At 57.6% G+C, this 19,558-nt stretch carries 18 protein-coding genes; 15 read left to right on the top strand and 3 right to left on the bottom strand.

The window, feature by feature from the left end; genetic code table 11:
- Window positions 1-161 precede the first annotated feature (161 nt).
- From AAF659_RS09305 to AAF659_RS09340, 8 genes are all read left to right on the top strand, one after another.
- Window positions 162-3,365 (top strand): carboxypeptidase-like regulatory domain-containing protein, encoded by a 3,204-nt coding sequence (locus tag AAF659_RS09305; protein ID WP_349751467.1) that lies wholly within the window; start codon window positions 162-164, stop codon window positions 3,363-3,365.
- Window positions 3,366-3,391: 26 nt separating this feature from the next.
- The gene (locus AAF659_RS09310; protein ID WP_349751468.1) at window positions 3,392-5,809 is read left to right on the top strand and encodes a TonB-dependent receptor plug domain-containing protein; all 2,418 of its coding nucleotides are present in this window, start codon (window positions 3,392-3,394) and stop codon (window positions 5,807-5,809) included.
- Between the two features lie 186 nt (window positions 5,810-5,995).
- Entirely contained in the window at window positions 5,996-7,084 is a 1,089-nt protein-coding gene (locus AAF659_RS09315) for a cytochrome-c peroxidase (protein ID WP_349751469.1), read from the top strand.
- Between the two features lie 243 nt (window positions 7,085-7,327).
- Complete coding sequence (locus tag AAF659_RS09320; protein ID WP_349751470.1) at window positions 7,328-7,555, top strand: transposase; 228 nt, start codon at window positions 7,328-7,330, stop codon at window positions 7,553-7,555.
- Window positions 7,556-7,946: 391 nt separating this feature from the next.
- Complete coding sequence (locus AAF659_RS09325; RefSeq protein WP_349751471.1) at window positions 7,947-10,517, top strand: sensor domain-containing protein; 2,571 nt, start codon at window positions 7,947-7,949, stop codon at window positions 10,515-10,517.
- A 125-nt stretch (window positions 10,518-10,642) separates the two neighbouring features.
- On the top strand, window positions 10,643-11,044 hold the full coding sequence (locus AAF659_RS09330) for an SOS response-associated peptidase (RefSeq protein WP_349751472.1): 402 nt from the start codon (window positions 10,643-10,645) through the stop codon (window positions 11,042-11,044).
- A 23-nt stretch (window positions 11,045-11,067) separates the two neighbouring features.
- A complete protein-coding gene (locus AAF659_RS09335; RefSeq protein WP_349751473.1) occupies window positions 11,068-11,319 on the top strand; it encodes an SOS response-associated peptidase family protein in 252 nt (83 codons plus the stop codon).
- A 204-nt stretch (window positions 11,320-11,523) separates the two neighbouring features.
- A complete protein-coding gene (locus tag AAF659_RS09340) occupies window positions 11,524-12,075 on the top strand; it encodes a DUF2058 domain-containing protein (protein ID WP_349751474.1) in 552 nt (183 codons plus the stop codon).
- Between the two features lie 17 nt (window positions 12,076-12,092).
- On the opposite strand, the gene AAF659_RS09345 is transcribed toward AAF659_RS09340, so the two are convergent.
- The gene (locus tag AAF659_RS09345; RefSeq protein WP_349751475.1) at window positions 12,093-12,314 is read right to left on the bottom strand and encodes a hypothetical protein; all 222 of its coding nucleotides are present in this window, start codon (window positions 12,312-12,314) and stop codon (window positions 12,093-12,095) included.
- A 265-nt stretch (window positions 12,315-12,579) separates the two neighbouring features.
- On the opposite strand from AAF659_RS09345, the gene AAF659_RS09350 reads away from it, so the two are divergent.
- The 5 genes from AAF659_RS09350 (at window position 12,580) to AAF659_RS09370 (ending at window position 16,193) form a co-directional block, all read left to right on the top strand.
- A complete protein-coding gene (locus AAF659_RS09350) occupies window positions 12,580-12,936 on the top strand; it encodes a hypothetical protein (RefSeq protein ID WP_349751476.1) in 357 nt (118 codons plus the stop codon).
- A gap of 71 nt (window positions 12,937-13,007) precedes the next feature.
- Window positions 13,008-13,925: a homocysteine S-methyltransferase family protein gene (locus AAF659_RS09355; RefSeq protein ID WP_349751477.1), complete on the top strand. Its 918-nt coding sequence runs from the start codon at window positions 13,008-13,010 to the stop codon at window positions 13,923-13,925.
- A 40-nt stretch (window positions 13,926-13,965) separates the two neighbouring features.
- Window positions 13,966-15,177 carry an enoyl-CoA hydratase gene (locus AAF659_RS09360; protein WP_349751478.1) on the top strand — a complete coding sequence of 404 codons (1,212 nt, stop codon included), beginning with the start codon at window positions 13,966-13,968 and terminating at the stop codon, window positions 15,175-15,177.
- Window positions 15,178-15,318: 141 nt separating this feature from the next.
- On the top strand, window positions 15,319-15,702 hold the full coding sequence (locus AAF659_RS09365) for a PAS domain-containing protein (protein ID WP_349751479.1): 384 nt from the start codon (window positions 15,319-15,321) through the stop codon (window positions 15,700-15,702).
- A gap of 113 nt (window positions 15,703-15,815) precedes the next feature.
- A complete protein-coding gene (locus AAF659_RS09370; RefSeq protein WP_349751480.1) occupies window positions 15,816-16,193 on the top strand; it encodes a hypothetical protein in 378 nt (125 codons plus the stop codon).
- Window positions 16,194-16,211: 18 nt separating this feature from the next.
- Here the strand turns inward: AAF659_RS09370 and AAF659_RS09375 are convergent, their stop codons facing one another.
- Complete coding sequence (locus tag AAF659_RS09375) at window positions 16,212-17,396, bottom strand: DcaP family trimeric outer membrane transporter (RefSeq protein WP_349751481.1); 1,185 nt, start codon at window positions 17,394-17,396, stop codon at window positions 16,212-16,214.
- Window positions 17,397-17,581: 185 nt separating this feature from the next.
- Between AAF659_RS09375 and AAF659_RS09380 the strand changes: the two genes are divergently transcribed.
- Window positions 17,582-18,253 (top strand): glutathione S-transferase, encoded by a 672-nt coding sequence (locus AAF659_RS09380; protein WP_349751482.1) that lies wholly within the window; start codon window positions 17,582-17,584, stop codon window positions 18,251-18,253.
- Here the strand turns inward: AAF659_RS09380 and nudE are convergent.
- Window positions 18,241-18,804, bottom strand: a complete 564-nt coding sequence (nudE, locus tag AAF659_RS09385) for an ADP compounds hydrolase NudE (protein ID WP_349751483.1) — start codon at window positions 18,802-18,804, stop codon at window positions 18,241-18,243. The two genes, AAF659_RS09380 and nudE, sit on opposite strands and share 13 nt — an antisense overlap.
- Window positions 18,805-18,874: 70 nt before the next feature.
- Between nudE and AAF659_RS09390 the strand changes: the two genes are divergently transcribed.
- Window positions 18,875-19,558: a 6-phosphogluconolactonase gene (locus tag AAF659_RS09390; protein WP_349751484.1), complete on the top strand. Its 684-nt coding sequence runs from the start codon at window positions 18,875-18,877 to the stop codon at window positions 19,556-19,558.

Raw genomic sequence — 19,558 nt, forward strand, 5'->3', positions numbered from 1 at the left:
CTGATTGAGCATCTGCAGCTCATCTATGTCACTGGTCCCCATCATTCTGTCTGAGCAGCTCTTGCCCATATCGTTCACCTTTGGCTAATCATTTGTTGCAAATGGGTATCATTAACCTTATTGTACGCATGTTAACGATTCGCGTTTGCGGAGGATAAGAAGTGGTAAATCCGTCAGTTGATAGCAAGCAGGTCACTGCCATTGTTCTGGTTATGGCGACAGCATTACTCAGCGCATGTGGCGGTGGCGGTTCGTCTTCAGGGTCTGGTGCAGGTGACAACCCTGACAATGACTCTTCTTCAATTTCAGGCATCGTCACGGATCCGCCTATAAGTGGGGCCGCCGTTTTCCTGCGCTCCAGTAATGGTGAGGCCCTGAGTACCGTCGAACGGACTGACCAGGACGGTGAGTTCACGCTCAGTTACGGCCGGGGCGCTGACCTGGCTGGCGCCACCGTGGAGGCGCGTGGTGGCACAGATACTGAAACAGGATTGGATTTTACCGGCATGACGCTTGCCGCTCCGCTGGAGGAAGGAGAGGCGCGGGTCGTCTCGCCACTGACCTCATTGGTCGTGGCCGGGTCGGAAGCAACCAATCTGGGAATTGAAGCTGCTCGCTCTGCAGTGGCGGACAGGCTGGGCCTTTCAGAAGGTCAGCTTAGAGCCAATCCCGCTGATGCGCCCGCTGTGCAGCGCGCCAGCCTCCTGGTGTCCCGCTCAGCTCTCGCAATCGGTGTCCAGGATGGCGGTATGGAGCGATTCGCACAGGCGTTACGGAAGAACGGTGACCCCGTCAGCGCCGTTGCCGCGCTGGAGAGTGACCAATCTCTGAGTGAGGCAGCGCGAGGCCGACTGGGAACCCTGAAACCAGAACTCGAGGCCATCAGTGATTTGGATGAATCAAGCTCTGAGGCCTTGCTTGAAGCCGCAAATCGTATAGCGGTCAGGAATGCCGTCTCGGACTTTCTCTCGGACCGTCTGTCTGTCGGCGGTGACAGTGAGACCCAGAGCAATGTCACCGCTTTTGCGGATGCGGTCTGGAAAGCCAACGAGCGTCGCGGCATTGCCTCTCGCAGTTCCCAAATTGCAAACGTTGTCCGATACGCTCTCGGTGGTTACGGGATCAGTGCCGCGGATTTCTCCGACAGCGACTTCAGCGTACCGGCGGGCCTTGCGGATGATTCACTCGTTGCCCAGCTGGCAGGTGTTGAGGTTCTGGATCCGGATGTACCCCTTGCCGAGGGAGAAGAGCTCGGAAGTGACAATACGGCACGGCTGGAGTACTTGCTGAGCTCTCGCGAGTCCCCGCTTTATCAGGCGGAACGGCTCTTTGATGACGTCGTGGACGACGGCGTACTGGACCCGGTTTTCGGCGACATCGCCCAGGGGGTTGCGCGTGCCGGACTGTTCGATCGCGCTGAGACGGTGGTTGATACGCGCATTTTCCAGGCCGAGGAACGTGCACGAACTTTCCGCCGTCTCGGAGCTGCCGTCGCTGAGTTTGATCGCACCGAACAGGCTGAAGCATTTTTCGATGCCGGTCTGGACGAGTATCAAGCGATCATCGATTCCATTGGGATCAAGAACCTTCGGGAGCAGGATGCGGAATTCTATCAGGGGATGTCCCGCCGCCTGAGGGAAGCAGGGCTCAGTGAGCGTGTTGATGATGCCCTGGAACCCGTCGAGCGTTTCATTGAGGTCAATGCCGGAAAGCCGTTCAGCGCCGCGTATGCTCGAATCGCCATTGCTTTGCAGGAGGGGGCTGAAGAAGCGGTTGAAGAGGCGGAGGCAGCTGGACTTACGCCTGGTGCGGTCAATGAGGCGCTGTCCGCAGTGAATCTATTCTACGAGGCCGCCAAAGGGCAGGGCGAGCAAGGGATCCCCGATGGTAAGTTCCTGTTGCGAGCGCTTTACATCTCCGAGGCGGCACAACTTTATGCACGTCTTGATGCCCGCGCGCAGGGCCTGGACGCCATAAAAGCGTACGAGGATCTGATCACAGCGGGTGATACAAATCGCGCAAGCACCTACGTCCGCTATGTCGCTTCGGCCTACGGACAGTTTGGTGAAATCCAACGTTTCCAGGATTTTCTTACCAATGTAATCGAGCCTATTGATGCCGACGATGCAGAACAGGGCCGTACTCAACTTGCCATATTCCAAGCAATAGAGGACGCACGTAGTGGGCAGGTCGCGGAAGGCGTTGAGCGGGTCAAATCCCAACATAATGAGGTTCTCGATCAAATAGAGAGTCTGACTTACCGGGGCGAGGGATCCCGCGATGTGGGTCTGCGATTCCTGGCCCGGCAGCTCTTTGACCGCGGGCTGGAATCCGAAGCCCTTGAGGTGGCAGACGCCGCTTGGGAACTGGCGAGTTCTGAAGAACTGGCAGCGGATGACAGCATTGGTATCAACGAATATGTCAGCGATGGCTGCCGCAAGGTCGCCCGTCTTTACGAGTGGCTTGACGCACCGGAGCAGGCCCGTAGTCGCATGCAGCAGTGTTGGAAACTGGCGCGGGATCGAGCTTCCGGCTCAGGCGATCGGGCAACGGCCGCCCAATTGAGCGCGTTCGGCTATCTATGGGTGGGCCTGGATGATCAGATCGATCCGGTTGTGGATACACTCTACTCAGAGGCAAGCGGTCTTTCTGATCCCGGGGAACGTCATAGCAAGCTTATGACTGTCGCCAAGCTGAGGGCGGAGGCAGGCGATACGGTTCGCGCCAACCAGGTTCTTGATGAGTCCGTGGATCTGCTGTCCCAGATCGGCACAACTGGGAGCTCGGAAGATGCCATCAAGGCAGCCCTGACTGACGCAGCCAGCACCGCTGAGCGTTATATACTGGCCGCCAACGAGGGGCGCAGGGGCATAGCGGAAAACGGGTCACTGGCTCCGGAGCAACGCTCGGCCATTACCCGTGCCCGGAATAGTGCTGAAGCCGTGATTACCGGAGGTGAGGACGTACCGGGCTCTGGGTCCTGGGAAGGGTACCTGGCTCTGAGCGATGCCCTGGCATCGCCATCTGATCGAGCAACGCGAGACGCCACAGCGGTGGATTGCCTCGCGGATGCAAGAGCCTTTGAGCAGGCGAAGGAGCTCGCCCGCTCCGCGATGGATCGTCCGGAACGTGAGCGTCGCCTTCAGGCCATCGCGGAGAGTTACACCAGCCGCGATGACTATCCGGGCACTGACCTGGCGACCTATGACTACGACGGCGACGGTAGCCCTGACTTCTTTTCACCCGCGAGCAGCCAGGCCGAACGCAGTGAATCCCCCCTCATGCTGGACTCCGATATCGATGGGGATGGTGTACCGGCGACGAGTGACAGGACCCCCTACTGTGCGGAATGCGGGGGGGCCTGATTCCGTTGAGACGATTCGCTGTACCAATGATGGTGCTCATTGCAGCAACCTCATTGGAGACTGCCCAAGCCGACGAGGATCTGGGAGAACTGGAGATTCTCCAGATCCTCGGTGATCGCTATGAGCCAATCGGTACGGACGCCGTAGGGCAATACGAGCTCAACCGTCGCGACATCGAGGAGTACGGGTCCGCAACCGGTGATTTCACAAGCTTGCTGGAACAGGTGCCCAATGTTCAGTTCAGTGAGGATCGTCGGGATCCTGATGATCTGTTCGATCTACGTCCGGACTCGGTTTCAATCTCCGGGGGGCGTTTTTACGAGAACAACTTTCGGGTCGATGGACTGTCCAATAACAGTCGGCTTGACCCTGCCGGCAGCAATCCGAACCAACTTGATGATGTGCCCGGGCATGAGCAGTCCCTTTTCATTGACAGTTCTCTGATCAAGTCGATTGATGTGTACGACAGCAATGTTCCGGCTGAATTCGGACGTTTCACCGGAGGCGTGGTGGATGTTGAAACCCGCCGCGCCGGGTCGGAGCCCGAGACACGGATCCAACACAGTCAGACAAGCGATGCATGGGTGGATTATCGGGTATTCGTTCCTGAGCCGGACGATGATGCCGTTCCCCAGGAACCGCCGGAGCCAAAGGACTTCAGTCGCCAGCGGAGCACGATCTCTCACGAACGTCCGCTCGGAGAGGATTCCAGCATGGTGCTCAGTGCGGCCCGATCGCGCTCGACCACGCCCGAACTGACACTGGGGGAGAGTCGTCCACAGCGGCAGCGCAATCTCAATGTCATGGGGAAATTTTCGACCGCCTGGAGTGATGACACCCTGATCGACGTACAGGCTCGTCATGCACCGTACCGGAACGAGCTCTTCATCACCAACGCCAAGGACAGCGACTTCACCATCACAGGAGGAGGAACAAGTTCCAGGCTTTCGGTTGATCATGAAACGCCTTCAGGGACAGACGTCGATGCCCGCTTGTCAGTCAGCCATTCCGAAAACAGTCGGGAAGCGCCAACGGACTTTTTCAACTGGGCACGAACCCGCAGCAGGGACTGGGGCAATCTCGGGGGCACCTCGACAAGCAACCAGGGCGGTTTCGGGAATCTGGACAAGGAGCAGACCGGACTGAGGACATCTCTCAACGTGGAACCGAATCCCGTGAGTGCTCTGAGAAAGGATTGGGCCCTTCAGTATGGCGCCCAGGCTGACTTCTCGCGGCTGAACTTTGTCCGGCCCGAAACACTGTTCGTGTACCAGGATGCCCGCGTGAATCCGGACATTGAGTGCCGTGGTCGTGAGGTCGACTGCGTGGATGGGGAACAATACTTCCGCCAGCGCACGCGCTATCCGGCGGATGATGTGACAGTCAGTCTGCAGGAATACGCCCTTTATTCCGAGGCCACAACGGACTTTGACCGTCTGCGCTTAACGCTGGGTCTGCGCTATGACTACAACGATTTCCTGAAAAACCACGATGTCGCCTGGCGCACGAGAGGGCGCTACGATCTCTTCGGCACAGACCAAACCGTGCTCACTGCCGGTTTCAACCGCTATTACAGCGGTGCCCTTATGACCTACAAGCTGCGGGAGGCCCGGGAGCCATTCGTGCGGGAGTTCCGTGGCGCTACCCAGAATGTGGTCAATGACTGGGAGTCCGACACCGGGCAGGGCAGTGTCCGCTTTGAGTCCAGGGAACTGGATACCCCGTTCAGCGACGAGGTGGTACTCGGCCTGCGCCAGCGTCTGCTCGGTGGCGTTGGATCGCTTCAGTACACCCGGCGGGACAACCAGGATGAGTTATCCCAGGAGACCGGGGAAACCCAACAGGACGGAACGCAACCGAGATTCCTGACCAACAAGGGCGAGAGCCAGTATGAAAGCATCGCCCTGTCATGGCGTCGCCAATGGGAGAGGGCATCGCTCGGACTGAGCACCACATGGTCGGAGTCGGAGTCCAGCAACGCGACCTTTGACGACAGTGTGGAAGAGGCGGGGCAGAACGAGTTCGTCCTGTTTCGGGGAGAACGGGTCCGGGAGGCCCGGCTCGATGTGCTGCGTGAGGACTTCAACCGTCCGTTCGTGCTTAACCTTTCCGCGGCCTATCGCTTCAGCCCTTCGCTGAACATGAGCCTGTCCAGCCGTTACCGGGGGGCATTCACCAACATTGTTGACAGTGGCGACCGGGAGACCGTGATCACGGAGCAGGGCGAGGAGCAGCTTCCCGTCTTTGTTGAGGAAACGCGCCCATCGACCTTCATCTCCGACCTGCGAATGGATTTCTCCCAGGATATTTCAGAGCACTTTAACCTCCAGATCGAGCTGGAAGTCTCCAATGTCTTCAACAGCCGCACCCACACAGTGGGAGAGAAGCAGGGCGGTATCGAGATTGGAAGACGGTACTGGCTCGGTGGAACCCTGACTTTCTGATCCGGTTGAATGCGTCAAACCATGAAGATCCCCGGCTGGTTATTCAGAGGCGCAGCATGGAGTGGCATGGGCGCCTTGCTCATGTGGCTCACGTTTTCCCTTTTCCCCCACCTTGAGGCAGGCAGGGCGCTGGAAACTGTCTGGAGTAACCTTTCCGCCCCAGCAGACTTTCCTCTTGGAAAGGGGATGCCCGCAGAGGTATGCCTGAGTCTGCCTGAGGATGCAGATGCTGAAGAACTTCGACGCGTCTACAGCCAGCCAAAGGCGTGCTGGCCTGAACCGTACCTGGCCGACGATGTGGTTCACAAGGAACTCGGCCTTCTTCCAGAGATGACCTATCCCGAAGACAATCCATGGAGCGAGGCCAAAGAGGAACTGGGGAAACATCTGTTTTTTGATCCGCGCCTTTCAGGCTCAGAGCAGATCGCGTGCGCGAATTGCCATGATCCCGATCTTGGGTGGGGAGATGGGCGCGAGAGCTCGTTCGGGCATGACCGCCAACGCGGCGACCGCAACGCCCAGACGCTGATCAATGCGGGTTACCACGAACACGTTCTCTGGGACGGGGCAGCCGAGTCGCTGGAGGACCAATCGTTGATTGCGGTTGCCAGTGAGATCGAGATGAACGCAGCGCCTGGAAAAGCGGCGGACAGACTGCAGCGCCTGGAGGGCTACCGGGAGCGGTTCAAGGCGGTTTTCGGCGATGCCCAGGTCACAAAGCAGGAAATGGCGAAGGCGCTGGCGACGTTTGTGCGCACAGTCACAAGCCGAGAAAGTGACTTTGATCGTTTCCTGAAGGGGGATTCCGACCAGCTCGATGAGGCCGAATTACGGGGGCTGCACAAGTTCAGAACCAAGGGCCGGTGTATGAACTGCCACTCCGGCCCCCTGCTGAGTGACGGCAAGTTCCACAATATCGGCCTTCACTTTTACGGGCGTCGCCGGGAAGACCTGGGGCGGTACAAGATCACGGGTGACCCGGAGGATGTGGGGGCATTCCGAACGCCCTCACTGCGGGACGTCACGCAGACCGGCCCCTGGATGCATAATGGGCTGTTCATGAGCCTGGATTCCGTCCTGAACATGTATTCCGCGGGTGGTGCACGACCGGAACCGAGAGAGGCCTTTGAGGATGATCCACTGTTTCCGGAAACATCTGAACTCCTCAAACCACTGGATTTGACGGAACGGGATAAGGACGACATCGAAGCCTTTCTTGGCGCGATTTCCAAACATCCTATACGGTTATCACCGCCGGAGCGCATTGATGAATAAAGCAAAAACGATTTAAACCAAGGACGTAAAAAGGTAGCAATCATGGAAAATCCTCGAATTTCCGCTTTTTTCTTTCTGGCATGATCTCTGGCGTGGTTGCGGTGGGTACCTACAGTGCTTTGGAGTATTGGACGGACACCTACACGCTGCAGCAGGCATCTGATAGCGTTAGGGAACCTCTGAAAAAGCCCCCGGATTTGCGACAATAGCGCCAGAGCCACCAATCGGGAAGGTCCTCACGCCATGAGCCAGATCAGCTTTGCCGAAGCCGAGTACCAGAACAAAAAGCGCAAGACCCGCCGCGAGAAGTTCCTGGAGCGCATGGATCAGCTGATCCCCTGGAAGAAGCTGGAGAACAAGGTCGCCCGCTACTATCCCAAGGGCGAAAACGGCCGCCGGCCATACCCACTGCAGGTGATGCTGCGCATCCACTGCATGCAGCTGTTCTACAACTCGAGTTTACGGCGATAGCAGAAAACGCAACTCATACGCGGGCGGACTTTCCTGCAATGGGTGGTACTGAAACTGGGTCAGGGTCAAACTTGAGATATCACTAAGTAGTAAGTGGTTAAGCTACTTGAGGCAGGTCACTTGTCCCGTCAAACGCTGCTTACAAACGAGTTACCTGGAGTGATTGATGACCGTGAAGCAAAAGTCGAGCACGCTACTCAGTGATCTGGCTGAAGCTGTTTTTCAGGTTTTCGATGTTGCATGTGCGGCCGTGGTTGTAGGAGGTCAAACGTCGCCTGTGCACTGCGCTGGTAATCAACAGATGGGGCAGCGCCTTGTGCAACTCTCTGTCGTCCAATGTGCGTTAGCAGATGGACTACCCAGTTCAGACGAGCCGCCTGACGATGGCACGATGGACGAAGCCTCCGTGGTTGGTGTGGAGCCTTTGGGCGTCCTACCGGATGAGGCGGCCACCGTTATCGTGTTTGTCATGCGGCACTCCGCCGATATTGATGGCGCGGTCACGCTTGTTCAAACACTTGCCAATGAGACGGCTACCCAGTTAATTCTCCTCAGACAGGCACCGTTTATAGCATCGGCGCTGTCTGAGGTGGAATGCGGCGTAACCATTGCCAACCCCAACCTCAAGGGCAGCCCGCTGATCTATGTTAATGACGCCTTCGCGCGAATGACCGGTTATACCCGCGCCGAAACCCTGGGACGCAACTGCCGGTTTCTCCAGGGGCATTTACGGGACCAGCCTGGCATCCAAACGATCCGGAACGCGCTGGCTCGCGGGGTTGAGTGCACCACCGTGCTAACCAATATCCGCCGCAACGGCGAGGCGTTCCAGAACAGACTCCGCTTGCGGCCCATTCGCGCCACCGATGGCTCGATTTCCCATATCATCGGTATACAGGAGGACGTAACCAAGGAGCAGGCCGCTCTTGAGTCGTTGGATTTGCAAAAGCGCCGCCATGAAAACCTGATCGAGACCGGGGATAGCTATATCTGGCATATGAATGCGGATGGAGAGCTTCAGGGTGTTGATCCGGCGTGGTTGGTGCTCGCCGGAGTACCTTCATCGGGCGATACGCCGGATTGGGCCACCATACGCAGCGCTCTGGAGCCTGAGGCAGCCGAAACGTTTCGCCGTCGTTGGGTTGAGGCGCTGCAGACCACCCAACCGTTTGACGTGATCTATCAACTTCCCGCCGGAAGCGAATCGCCAAGGTGGTTTCAGGATCGGATCACGCCTGTCCTTGACGATGATGGCCATCTTCTGGAGTGGTTTGGCGTGTCTCAGGAGATAACCGCCATCAAGAGCGCAGAACAGGACCTGAATCGCATCATCCAGGCCGCCCCAACCGGCATGCTCGTGGTTGATCGAGACGGCGTAATCCAGCTCGCTAATGCCGAGGCCGGCCGGCTATTCGGGTATGTCACGGAAACACTGAGTGGGATGGCTGTTGAAACTCTTATTCCCGAGCGTTTAAGGCAAAAGCATGCGCAGTTGCGAGCCGCATTCTCCGCTACGCCTTCGGTTCGGCAAATGGGAGTCAATCGCGAAGTCAGGGGCCTTCGCCAGGACGGCACCGAGTTCGATGCAGAAATCGGATTGAGCTGGTTTGGTGAGGAGGATCTGCGAGTGGTCGCTGCGATCAATGACAACACCGAACTTAATAACGCCCGCAAAGCACTCGAAAAGGCCGCTTATTACGACCGTCTGACTGGCCTTCTATCGCGTGAAGGGTTTGCTTGGGAACTGGAGGAGCTTCGTACCGGTGGAAGCCTGCACCCAGCCAGTCTGATCGTGTCGATCGATATTTCGGGACTGCGGGAAATCAATAACGCTCAGGGTTATGAGATCGGGGATCGCGTGTTGCAGGAAGCGGCACGGCGCCTGGCAGCGGAGGTAGGACCTGCTAGCCTCGCAGGACACCCGGGTGGGGGCGAGTTTATGGCTTTATTGCCTGTTGACAGACAGCACACGCCCGCGCTTTGGCGCCAGCGGCTGGAAGCGGTTTTTGATCGATCTTTCGAAATTGATGGGTTTGAGCTCTTTATCGATGTGTCATTCGGCTATGTGCGTATTGGCGCATCGGGACGCGACGACCATGCTTTGATGAATGATGCGGAACTGGCATTACGGCAAAGTCAACAGAATCTGTCAGTGACCTGGACGCAGTACACCAAGTCCCTTGAGCGTCAAGCCCGAGCAATGGTTTCCACCACCCGTGAACTCCGTCAGGCGCTTGAGCGGGATGAGCTCGTGCTTTATTACCAGCCGAAAGTTGATCTGGCCAGCGGTGATACCGTCTCGGCGGAAGGGTTGCTGCGGTGGCAGCACCCCGAGAAAGGGCTGGTACCACCGGGGGACTTTATTCCACTGGCGGAACAGAGTCAGCTTATTGGTCCAATCGGCGAGTGGGTCGTACGCAGAGCCTGCAGTGATCTGAAGGCATGGCGGGCAGCGGGTCTTGATTGCAAGCCGGTGTCGGTTAATTTGTCACTGGTCCAGTTCAAGCTTGGTTCTGTGCCGGACATCGTGCAGAAAGCGCTGGCCGACTTCGAAATTGACCCGAGCCAGCTTACGCTGGAGATTACGGAGAGCATCTTTGAACTGCGCAATCATGCCCTAAGAGCTGATCTGCACGCGCTGAGTACCATTGGCGTGAAACTGTCATTGGATGACTTTGGTACTGGCTTTTCGTCACTGGGCTACCTGAAGGACTACCCCTTCAACGAAATCAAGATTGATAAGAGCTTTGTCTGGCAGCTGGACAGCGGCACCTATGGTCGAGCAATTGTTAAAGCGGTGGCTGCCGTTGCGTCCGAGATTGATGCCCAGGTTGTTGCTGAAGGGGTCGAATCTGCGGATCACGTCGAGGCGTTACAGGAACTGGGGTGCACTTTGGGCCAAGGATTTTATTACAACCGACCGTTACCGGAGCCGCAATGGCGCCAGCTTCTGAGCGCGTAACAAAGGCTTGCTAAAGGGGTGAACCGCAAATCCTGATCTAGAGTTGACTAGCTCTGGCAGTCGCTTACGGCAGCGGAGCTAATGCGCAGTGTATGATTCCGGTATGACCGGTTGGGCGAGCTGTCATGTGCGGCCGTTTTGATCTCCACACACCAATGCCCTGGGTCGCTGAGGCCTATTTTGGCGGTGGCCGCCCGCTGGAGCTGGTAGCAGGGCGGTACAATATCGCTCCGGGAACCCTGATCAGCACGGTTCGGCAGGGGGAAGAGCAAACAGAATTCGCTTTGATGAAATGGGGCTTTCGGCCGAGCTGGGCCGGTGAGGACGCTCCGAGGCCCATCAACGCTCGGGCGGAAAAAGTGGCCACGAGCCGTTTTTTTAGCCACGCCTTCCAGCACAAACGCTGCCTCATCCCCGCTGATGGCTGGTTCGAGTGGCTGGCCATCGAAAGCGGTAAGCAACCGTACTACATCACTGACTCCTCACTTGGCGCCAGCGAGGTTCTATTCTTTGCCGGGATATACTAAGGAAGTTTGAAGTAGGGTTTTCGGTGGCGATTCTGACCGAGCCAGCTGCGCCGAAACTGCGCCCTATCCATGACCGCCAGCCCGTGGTTCTGGATCCGGAATCCCGATACGACTGGATGAATCCTGAGCTTGTGGAACGGGCGGAGATCAAGCGGGTGACGCGACGCCTTGACCCAGATCGACTCGCAAGCTGGCCGGTCACCGCGAGGATGAACAGGCCGGATTATAATGATTTATCCATCATCGAGCCGATAGGTGGTGGGGCAGAAGCTTGAGCGCCTCAGAACGATTAGTGGCAAGTCTCCGGTATTCCTGACAGGTGAGAGCTGCACGCCCCTCCCTGGCAGCTCAAGCCGTGATAATTCAGTTCATTGATTGGTCTGTTTCGGCTTGCTCCAAACCGTTCCTATGTGTAATTTCAAGTGCACGTCTCGATGCAGCAGTAAAAATCCGTTCACTCAACAGGGAGATCGTCAGGAATGCCGTCACTCCAGGACCAATTGCTGAAACAGGGACTGGCCGATGAGAAACAGGCCAAGGCTGTTAAAAACGAAAAGAAACAGCAGCAGAAGCAGCGCAAGCAGCAGCCCAAGGGAACGCAATCGGTCAACGAAACCCGTGAGCGGGCCCGGCAGGCACGGGAAAAGCAGGCTGCCAGGGATCGGGAACTGAACCGCCAGCGCGAGGAGGAAGCGCATCGACGGGCGGTTCAGGCGCAGATCCGCGAGCTGGTGGAATCCAACTGTTTGAGCCGCAAAGAAGGTGAAACCCCTTACCAGTTCGTGCATAACAGCAAGGTCAAGAAGCTGTATGTGGACGAACAGACCGTGGATGCCCTGGCTCGGGGGCAGTTAGCGGTCGTCTGTCTTGAAAGCGCCTACGAGGTGGTCCCGGAAGGCATCGCCCGCAAGATCCAGGAGCGTGACGAGTCAGTGGTCGTTGTTCTCCATGAGCGTTCTAAAGCTAAAGAGGACGATGACGAGGAAGATCCGTATGCGGGGTTCGAGATCCCCGATGACCTGATGTGGTAGGTCGTTGCCCTAAGTCATTAGCAGCCAGCCAGAGCCCTGTAGCTTTCCAGGTACTCCGCCGCCTGGTCCTCCAGCGGCATTGATTGCCAGGCTATTGATTGAATACGCCACGCTTCCCCAAGACTCTCGACTTCCAGGCCCACGGCCGCTAGGGCCGTCGTGTCGCCTTCCAGGTATTGTGCGGCAGCTTGATAAACGGTTTCAGCGCCATGTGTATCGATCGCTTGTTCCACCTGCATCGTCATCTCTTCCCCTTTACGGCCTATTGCTAGAGTATCAGCGCCATCACCAAACACAAAAAGTCGCTGAGGAGTCAGAAGCTTGAGCGTCTCAGAACACACTCGTGCGAGGCTAGGGGTCAACCAATCGGGTGCACGAGCTCCCTATGGTGGTGCAGCATTGCGGTTCCAGCAGGGGGCTTACCCTTTGTTAAACCCGTTGTGGGGCTCCCGGGGGCGGAACGATGATTGCATTGCTCTGTGAAATCATCACCGGAGCAGTACCATGGATAAAAGCTGGCTCATTGATCGCAAAGTGGTCTCGATCATTAAGGCAATGCGGGGGCATATCCGTTCGGAGTTCGGTGAATCGGTATCGTTAACCAACGATCAGCTGTTTGTTCAGCTCAAAGGTTACGCCGATGCCTCCCGAAGCCAGCAATTGAAGAGCCTGCTTGAGCAGCTTGAGACGATGATACAGCCACCTGAACCCGAGCCGGCGCAAGAAACACCGCATAAGATCTATCGCGGTCGGGTTGTTGCAGAAACGGCACCGGCGGCTGATGATCGCGAATACGAGGGCGAGAAGGCACACCGCTTCAAAAGCGTTCGCATTTACAGAGGTCAGCGCGTTTCGCCTTGAGCTGCTATTCAGAAGGGGCTAAGGTCAGAGCATCAGTTATCTATCCCATGCCAACAAAAGGATACCGTGTGATGACCTCAGGAAAAGCGCCAGTAGTCCTGCTCGACGGCGGCATGGGCCAGGAGCTTCGGCGGCGTAGCAGCCAGCCCGCTTCGCCCCTGTGGTCGGCTCAGGTCATGCTTGATGAACCGAATCTGGTAGTGGACGCCCATCGCGACTTCATTGATGCCGGTGCCCGCGTCATCACGCTCAACACCTACAGCGCAACGCCAACCCGTTTGGCTCGCGATGGCGAGCCAGGTCTGTTCGAGCCGCTGCACAGCGCCGCTTTCAAGGCAGCACGTAAAGCGTGCGACGAAAGCGGTCAGTCTGTGCGGATTGCTGGCTGCCTGCCGCCGTTGGTGGCGAGTTATCGCCCTGAGGTTGCCCACAATGAGGCTGCCTGTCTCCGTGAGTATCGCCAGATGGTGGCGGAACAGAAAGCGGGTGGTGTGGATCTTTTTCTCTGCGAGACCATGTCCATTGCTCACGAGGCGCGCGCGGCCACAAGTGCGGCGGTGGAAAGCGGTTTGCCGGTGTGGACGGCGTTCACCGTGGATGACGGCGATGGTGAACGACTGCGCTCCGGTGAGTCATTGGCGGAGGCGGCCCAGGGGGTGGTGGTAGCCGGCGCTGATGCAGTGCTGGTTAACTGCGCCGTGCCGGAAGCGCTGACCACTGCAATGGACGTGCTTGCTGAACTGGGCGTGCCTTTTGGCGGTTACGCCAACGCCTTCACCTCTGTGGCTGCTTTGGAGCCGGGTGGCACTGTTGATGTGCTGGAAGCCCGCAAAGATCTGAACCCCGCAGCTTACGCCGACCACGTGCTTCAGTGGGTTGCCAAGGGCGCGACCATCATCGGCGGCTGCTGCGAAGTAGGCCCGGCTCATATTCAGGCTGTGGCGGAGCGCCTGACTGAAGCCGGCTACCCTCTGGCAGCCAGCAAATAGGACTGGATCAGCAGAATAAATTACTTTCAGAGGGGGACAGATGACGAATGCCCGTTACGGTGCCAAGTACTCTGATGGCTATGTTCAGCAGATCCTGGGGGCAGTCAAGAGCATTGCGATCGTGGGAGCCAGCGCTGAACCGAGCAAAGAAAGCAATCAGGTCATGCAGTTTCTGCTCGCTGCCGGATACGATGTGATACCGGTTAACCCGCGCCCGGATGTAACTGAAATCTGTGGGCTCAGGGTTCATCCTTCCCTGAAATCCATCGAACAGACCGTGGATATGGTGGAGGTGTTCCGGCCATCCGGTGAGCTGGTAGGTATTGCCCATGAAGCACAGGAAATCGGAGCGAAAGTGCTCTGGGCGCAGCTTGAAATCCATGATGAGGAAGCCGAGCGCATTGCTGAACAGGCTGGTATGAAAGTGGTGATGGACCGGTGTCCCAAGATTGAACTGGCTGAGCCCATCCTTTTACGTGAAACAAACAGTGAGGGCATTCTGCGCCTGACCCTGAATGATACCGAGCGGCGCAATGCCCTTTCCATGAACATGCTGAGCCTGCTGCGGACGGCTCTGGATGAGGCTGCAGAAGATGCTTCGGTGCGGGTCATTATTCTGGCTGCTAATGGACGAGCATTCAGTGCCGGTCACGACCTCAGGGAGATGACCCGGGCGCGGCAGGCACCGGATGGCGGCCGAGCCTTTTTCAAGGAAACGATGAGCGCTTGCTGTGGTGTTATGCAGGCAATCGTCAACAACCCCAAACCAGTGATCGCGGAGGTTGGTGGCGTTGCCACCGCTGCGGGCTGTCAGTTGGTTGCCAGCTGTGACCTGGCCTATGCCTCCCCTGGCGCCCGTTTTGCAACACCCGGTGTCACCATCGGCCTATTCTGTTCGACGCCGATGGTGGCCCTTTCCCGGAACGTTGGAAGCAAGGCGGCCATGGAAATGCTCCTTACGGGGGAGATGATGGGTGCCGAGCGAGCTGCAGAAATTGGCCTGCTTAATCGAGCGGTGCCGGAAGAACAACTCAGTGACTATACCCACGGGATTGCACAGACGATTGCCGCTAAATCCAGCATGACCCTGAGAACGGGTAAGGAAGCGTTTTACAAGCAGCGTGAAATGCCGCTTGCTGAGGCGTATGAATACGCCTCCAGCGTTATGGTCGACAATCTTCTCAAGCCTGACGCTGAAGAAGGCATCAACGCTTTTCTCGACAAGCGCACGCCTCAGTGGTCGGATGAATGAAACAGGTGGAAGAATGGGCTTGCAGGGCGCGGGTCGCATGGGTGATTGAGTGAGCGCGGAGGTTGGTGATACAGGGCGGGTCTGAGTTCGTATATCACGTTACATAAACCAAAATTGGCTCAGAAAGCCAAAAGGAACTGTATGAGTGATTCAAACGAAGTGCTGCAATCGCCGCTTTTCAGGGCTCTTGCCAACGTCACCTTTGATTCTGTGATGGTGACAGAGGCCTCAAGTGACCCCAAGGATTCCGTGGTTGTGTACGTTAACCAGGCGTTCACGGAACTGACCGGCTATTCGGCTGATGATGTTCTGGGCAAGACCCCGGGGCTTTTGCAGGGGCCGGAAACCGACAAAGCCGTGACGGACCGATTGGCTGATGACCTGACCAACCACCGCACCTTCCACGGCAGTACTATCAATTACCGTAAAGATGGCTCGCCGTTCACCATCGAGTGGAAAGTGACGCCTGTGCTGGACGGCACCGAGGTAACCCATTACATCGCCGTACAGCGAGCCGCAGAGTAATCGCGGCTGAGCCGGGGCAGGGTCTGGGAGGCCACTCCCACCGTCCCGGAGCCCATCCATCCACTCGTGAACTAGTCTGCCATGCCCGATGAGGGTTGTGTCAGAATAGGTTCATGAAAGCGCGTCATTCCCCGCTGAAACCACTGCCCGAGCAGTATCACGCGCCCGCTCATGCCGCGTTATTGCTGGGCTGTGTTGGTGCATTATGGCTCTTCATGCTACAGGCGCGTGTGTTGTCGACCAGCCTTTTCAGCCCCGTTGAGGACCGGGTTCCCGAGTTTCTGGACTGGTACTACAGCCTCCGTGGTGAATACACCCGCCTGGGATGCTGGGCGCTGGAAGCACTGGGCTTTGAAGTGCGGGATGATCTGGCGCAACGGCTGGAGGAACTCAACGGCACGCAGCGGGTCATGATCCGCAGAACTCTGACGCCATTGGATACCATCAAAAAGACCGCCACGGGACGTGGCGGCCAAACGGAGCGCGGATGAAGCGTTTGGGCTCTTCGCTCAGAACCCGAGAGTAGCGGTGAACTGCAGCCGGTGCAGTTCGCCGCTGCTGCCGTTTTCCATTTCTTTATCACCCCAGATGACCTCGCCACCGAGATCCAGATTGGAGATCGGCGAATAGATGAGGTTGGCATGGGCGCTGCTCGCACTCTTCATTACATTGCCCATTTCATCATCGTTATCCGAGGAAACATGGGATACGGTGAAATTGGAGCGCCATTGAGATGTCCATACTTGGCGATATGATACGTAACCACCCATTTGGTTAATGAGCTCTACGTCACCGTTACTATCGATATAACCCGGATCAAAAGCGCTAAGCGCGATGTAACGGCCCAGGTTGCCGCCGTTCAGCTGAGCCCTGATATCGCTGCCTTCGTCCCCGACCGGCATTTTGGCGGAAAGTGACACGCCGTACCCGTAGGCTTTTTCGCGGGAATCTTGGTTTGAGTCGAAATCACCCTCGTAGGACACTTCGCGTCCCAGCACCGCGACACTCGCGTGACCGGAGTCCATGGGCACGTTATAACGAGCAACGAGATCCGGCATACTGCCGTTGTCGAAGTTCGTCGCATTGCCTGTATACAGGTCATCCTGCAGGTTTGACTGCGGATTCTCGATTGCGAAATCCCAGTTACCAGGGCTGTAACGGATCTGAGCCTGACGGTTAAAGATGGTGCCAACCGGGCCAACAAAGTCGAGGTTCTCTGGCAGTACACTCACATCATGGAAGGTGGACCAGGTCTGACCAATAGTGAAGTTCTGGAACGTCATGAAGGCGTGACGAAGGCGAGGATCATAACTGTTTGCGACGTTTTCATTGCCGCCTTGTCCTCGGAAATCCATTTCGATGTAAGTGCCGACTTCTCCGATGTCCGTATCTGTGGTCGTCTTGAAGAAGATCCGGCTCTGCTTAGCGTTTGTGTTGTAGTTTATGTTGCTGTTATCGCCACCTTCCCGGATTGCAAATGGAACCAGGAACTCTTGGGAAGCAGAAGAGTCCCCGTCTGTCATCCGTGTGAAATGCGAGTCCAGCTTGATGAAACCGCCCACATCAAGATTGGTATCCGCCAACGGCGAGTTTTCCAGCGCTGAAATCCGCTCCTCCAGGCTCTGGGCCTGAACGCCGCTGCTGGCGGCGCCGATGGCGATCGCGAGGGCAGTCACTGAGAGTTTTTTGTTCATTGTCATTTCTCCTCTATGCACAGCTTGAGCAAGGCTCGTTCCGGAACGACTACTGCCTTCCGTTACAGGTGAGCGTGCGTGGCGTAGGGAAGCGCCGCAATTAGACGTTGGTCGAACGCAGTTGATCTGTAGTTTGCTACTCGACGTAATCATCCCACACAGCCGTATTCAAGCAGGAACAATCCATGATCACACTGCATCACCTCAATAATTCGAGGTCCCAGCGCATTCTCTGGATGTTGGAGGAGCTGGGTATGGAATACCGTATCCAGCATCACCAACGGGATCCGAAAACCAGCCTGGCGCCGGAAAGCCTCAAGCAGGTTCACTCCCTGGGTAAATCGCCTGTCATCGAAGATGAGGGGCTGGTGGTTGCCGAATCCGGGGCCATTGTGGATTACCTGGCGCGTAAGGATCCGGAGCGGCGGTTGCTGATCGAGGAGGGCGACGAAGGCTTTCTGGACTGGACCTTCTGGATGCACTACTCAGAAGGCTCCCTTATGCCGCCGCTGGTCATGCGGTTGGTGTTTGAGAAGGTTCGCACAGGACCCATGCCCTTCTTCGCGCGCCCTGTGGCCAAAGGCATTGTCGACAAGACGCACAAAATGTTTCTGGGCCCGCTGATCACCTCGCATCTGGATTTTGTGGAGGATCATCTGGCACGCCATGACTGGTTGGTGAGCGAGCGCCTCACAGCAGCGGACATCCAGATGAGCTTTCCGCTGGAGGCGGTGGTTGCAGCCGGGCTGGCCAGCCCCCGTTATCCCAACATCGCCCGCTATGTGCAGCACTACCAGCAGCGGCCGGCCTATCGTCGGGCTCTGGACGTCGGTGGCGAGTATGCCTACGCCTCGTGAACCGGCTGCCCGCCCTGTTTCAGGTCTCTGGCCATGTACAGGGCGGCAATCACCCGGGCCTCGTTCATGTCCCCTCGCGCTACCAGCTCATCCAGCCGGGAGAGCTTCCAGGTGAAAACCTCCAGTGGCTCGGGTTCATCACCAGGAAGGTGTGACTCGGTCAGCCCCTCGGCGAGGATCACCCGGATGTGGTGGCCCATGTAACCCGGCGACAGGGTCATATCCTTGAGCCAGGCAAGCTCGTCAGCCCGGTACCCAGCTTCCTCCTGCAGTTCCCGGTTGGCGGTCTCACGCCAATCCTCGCGGTGTTCACAGCCACCCTTGGGCAGAGTGATGTGGTATTCCTCAGTGCCTGCGCCGTACTCAATAATCAGCACCACGGTGTCATCATCCAGCAGCGGCACGCACATGATACCCGCGATCGGCGGCGTGCGCAGGCGCTCAAACTGGCACTCGGTGCCGTTGGTAAAACGCAGATGGACTTCCTCGATGCCGAACAGACGGCTGCGCGCCACCAGCTGGGTGTCCAGTATTTCGGGCTTGTTTTCCATGGTCTCCGGGCCTGTTCTGTGAGACGGTAAGGCTTACAGTTTGGCTGGAATGACAGCGGGGCGCAAAACAATGGCCGCCACCCCCAACATACCCCAATGGCACCTGTTCAACGACCGTAATGCCCAGGCGCAGGTGCTTGCGGCGCATGTAGCCAGTGCTCTGCAGCGCGATTTGGCGCAGAAGGCATCAGCCACTCTGCTGGTCTCCGGTGGCCGATCGCCGGCCCGATTCTTTGAGCGCCTGGCCCGTTTTGACCTGGACTGGGAGCGGGTATGGATCATGCCCGTGGACGAAAGAGCCAGCGCGGTGCAACCGGACTCCCGGAATGAATGGCTGATCCGCCATCATCTGCTGACAGATCATGCCTGCTGCTCTCAGCTCGTACCATTGGATCGCCCCCTTGATGCGCCGGCCCTGAAAGCACGCGTCTCCTGGCCACCCACGCTAGCGGTATTGGGGATGGGGGAGGACGGACATGCTGCCTCATGGTTCCCCGGCGACCCTGCCTCGATGTTGGCACTGCAGGACGATGCTGCTCCGGCCGTTGTGGCTACGCATGCCAGTTCCGGACCGGTGGAGCGCCTGACCCTGAACTGGGCAGCGGTGGCTGAAGCCGGGCAGCGGGCGCTGCTGATCACGGGTGATGCCAAGCGTACGTTACTGGAACGGACTGAGGCGGACGGCGCGGATTGGCATCAATACCCCGTGGCCCGCCTGTTTTCAGCCCCTCTTACTGTGTTCTGGAGCCCCTGA

The organism is Salicola sp. Rm-C-2C1-2 (genome assembly GCF_040196175.1).
Lineage (GTDB): Bacteria > Pseudomonadota > Gammaproteobacteria > Pseudomonadales > Oleiphilaceae > Halospina.

Bases quoted from the DNA above. Each gene is read 5' to 3' on its own strand.
- AAF659_RS09310 (WP_349751468.1), top strand. From the start codon at position 3,392: ATGATGGTGCTCATTGCAGCAACCTCATTGGAGACTGCCCAAGCCGAC.
- AAF659_RS09315 (WP_349751469.1), top strand. From the start codon at position 5,996: ATGCCCGCAGAGGTATGCCTGAGTCTGCCTGAGGATGCAGATGCTGAA.
- AAF659_RS09320 (WP_349751470.1), top strand. From the start codon at position 7,328: ATGAGCCAGATCAGCTTTGCCGAAGCCGAGTACCAGAACAAAAAGCGC.
- AAF659_RS09325 (WP_349751471.1), top strand. From the start codon at position 7,947: ATGGACGAAGCCTCCGTGGTTGGTGTGGAGCCTTTGGGCGTCCTACCG.
- AAF659_RS09330 (WP_349751472.1), top strand. From the start codon at position 10,643: ATGTGCGGCCGTTTTGATCTCCACACACCAATGCCCTGGGTCGCTGAG.
- AAF659_RS09340 (WP_349751474.1), top strand. From the start codon at position 11,524: ATGCCGTCACTCCAGGACCAATTGCTGAAACAGGGACTGGCCGATGAG.
- AAF659_RS09345 (WP_349751475.1), bottom strand. From the start codon at position 12,314: ATGCAGGTGGAACAAGCGATCGATACACATGGCGCTGAAACCGTTTAT.
- AAF659_RS09350 (WP_349751476.1), top strand. From the start codon at position 12,580: ATGGATAAAAGCTGGCTCATTGATCGCAAAGTGGTCTCGATCATTAAG.
- AAF659_RS09355 (WP_349751477.1), top strand. From the start codon at position 13,008: ATGACCTCAGGAAAAGCGCCAGTAGTCCTGCTCGACGGCGGCATGGGC.
- AAF659_RS09360 (WP_349751478.1), top strand. From the start codon at position 13,966: ATGACGAATGCCCGTTACGGTGCCAAGTACTCTGATGGCTATGTTCAG.
- AAF659_RS09365 (WP_349751479.1), top strand. From the start codon at position 15,319: ATGAGTGATTCAAACGAAGTGCTGCAATCGCCGCTTTTCAGGGCTCTT.
- AAF659_RS09370 (WP_349751480.1), top strand. From the start codon at position 15,816: ATGAAAGCGCGTCATTCCCCGCTGAAACCACTGCCCGAGCAGTATCAC.
- AAF659_RS09375 (WP_349751481.1), bottom strand. From the start codon at position 17,396: ATGAACAAAAAACTCTCAGTGACTGCCCTCGCGATCGCCATCGGCGCC.
- AAF659_RS09380 (WP_349751482.1), top strand. From the start codon at position 17,582: ATGATCACACTGCATCACCTCAATAATTCGAGGTCCCAGCGCATTCTC.
- nudE (WP_349751483.1), bottom strand. From the start codon at position 18,804: ATGGAAAACAAGCCCGAAATACTGGACACCCAGCTGGTGGCGCGCAGC.
- AAF659_RS09390 (WP_349751484.1), top strand. From the start codon at position 18,875: ATGGCCGCCACCCCCAACATACCCCAATGGCACCTGTTCAACGACCGT.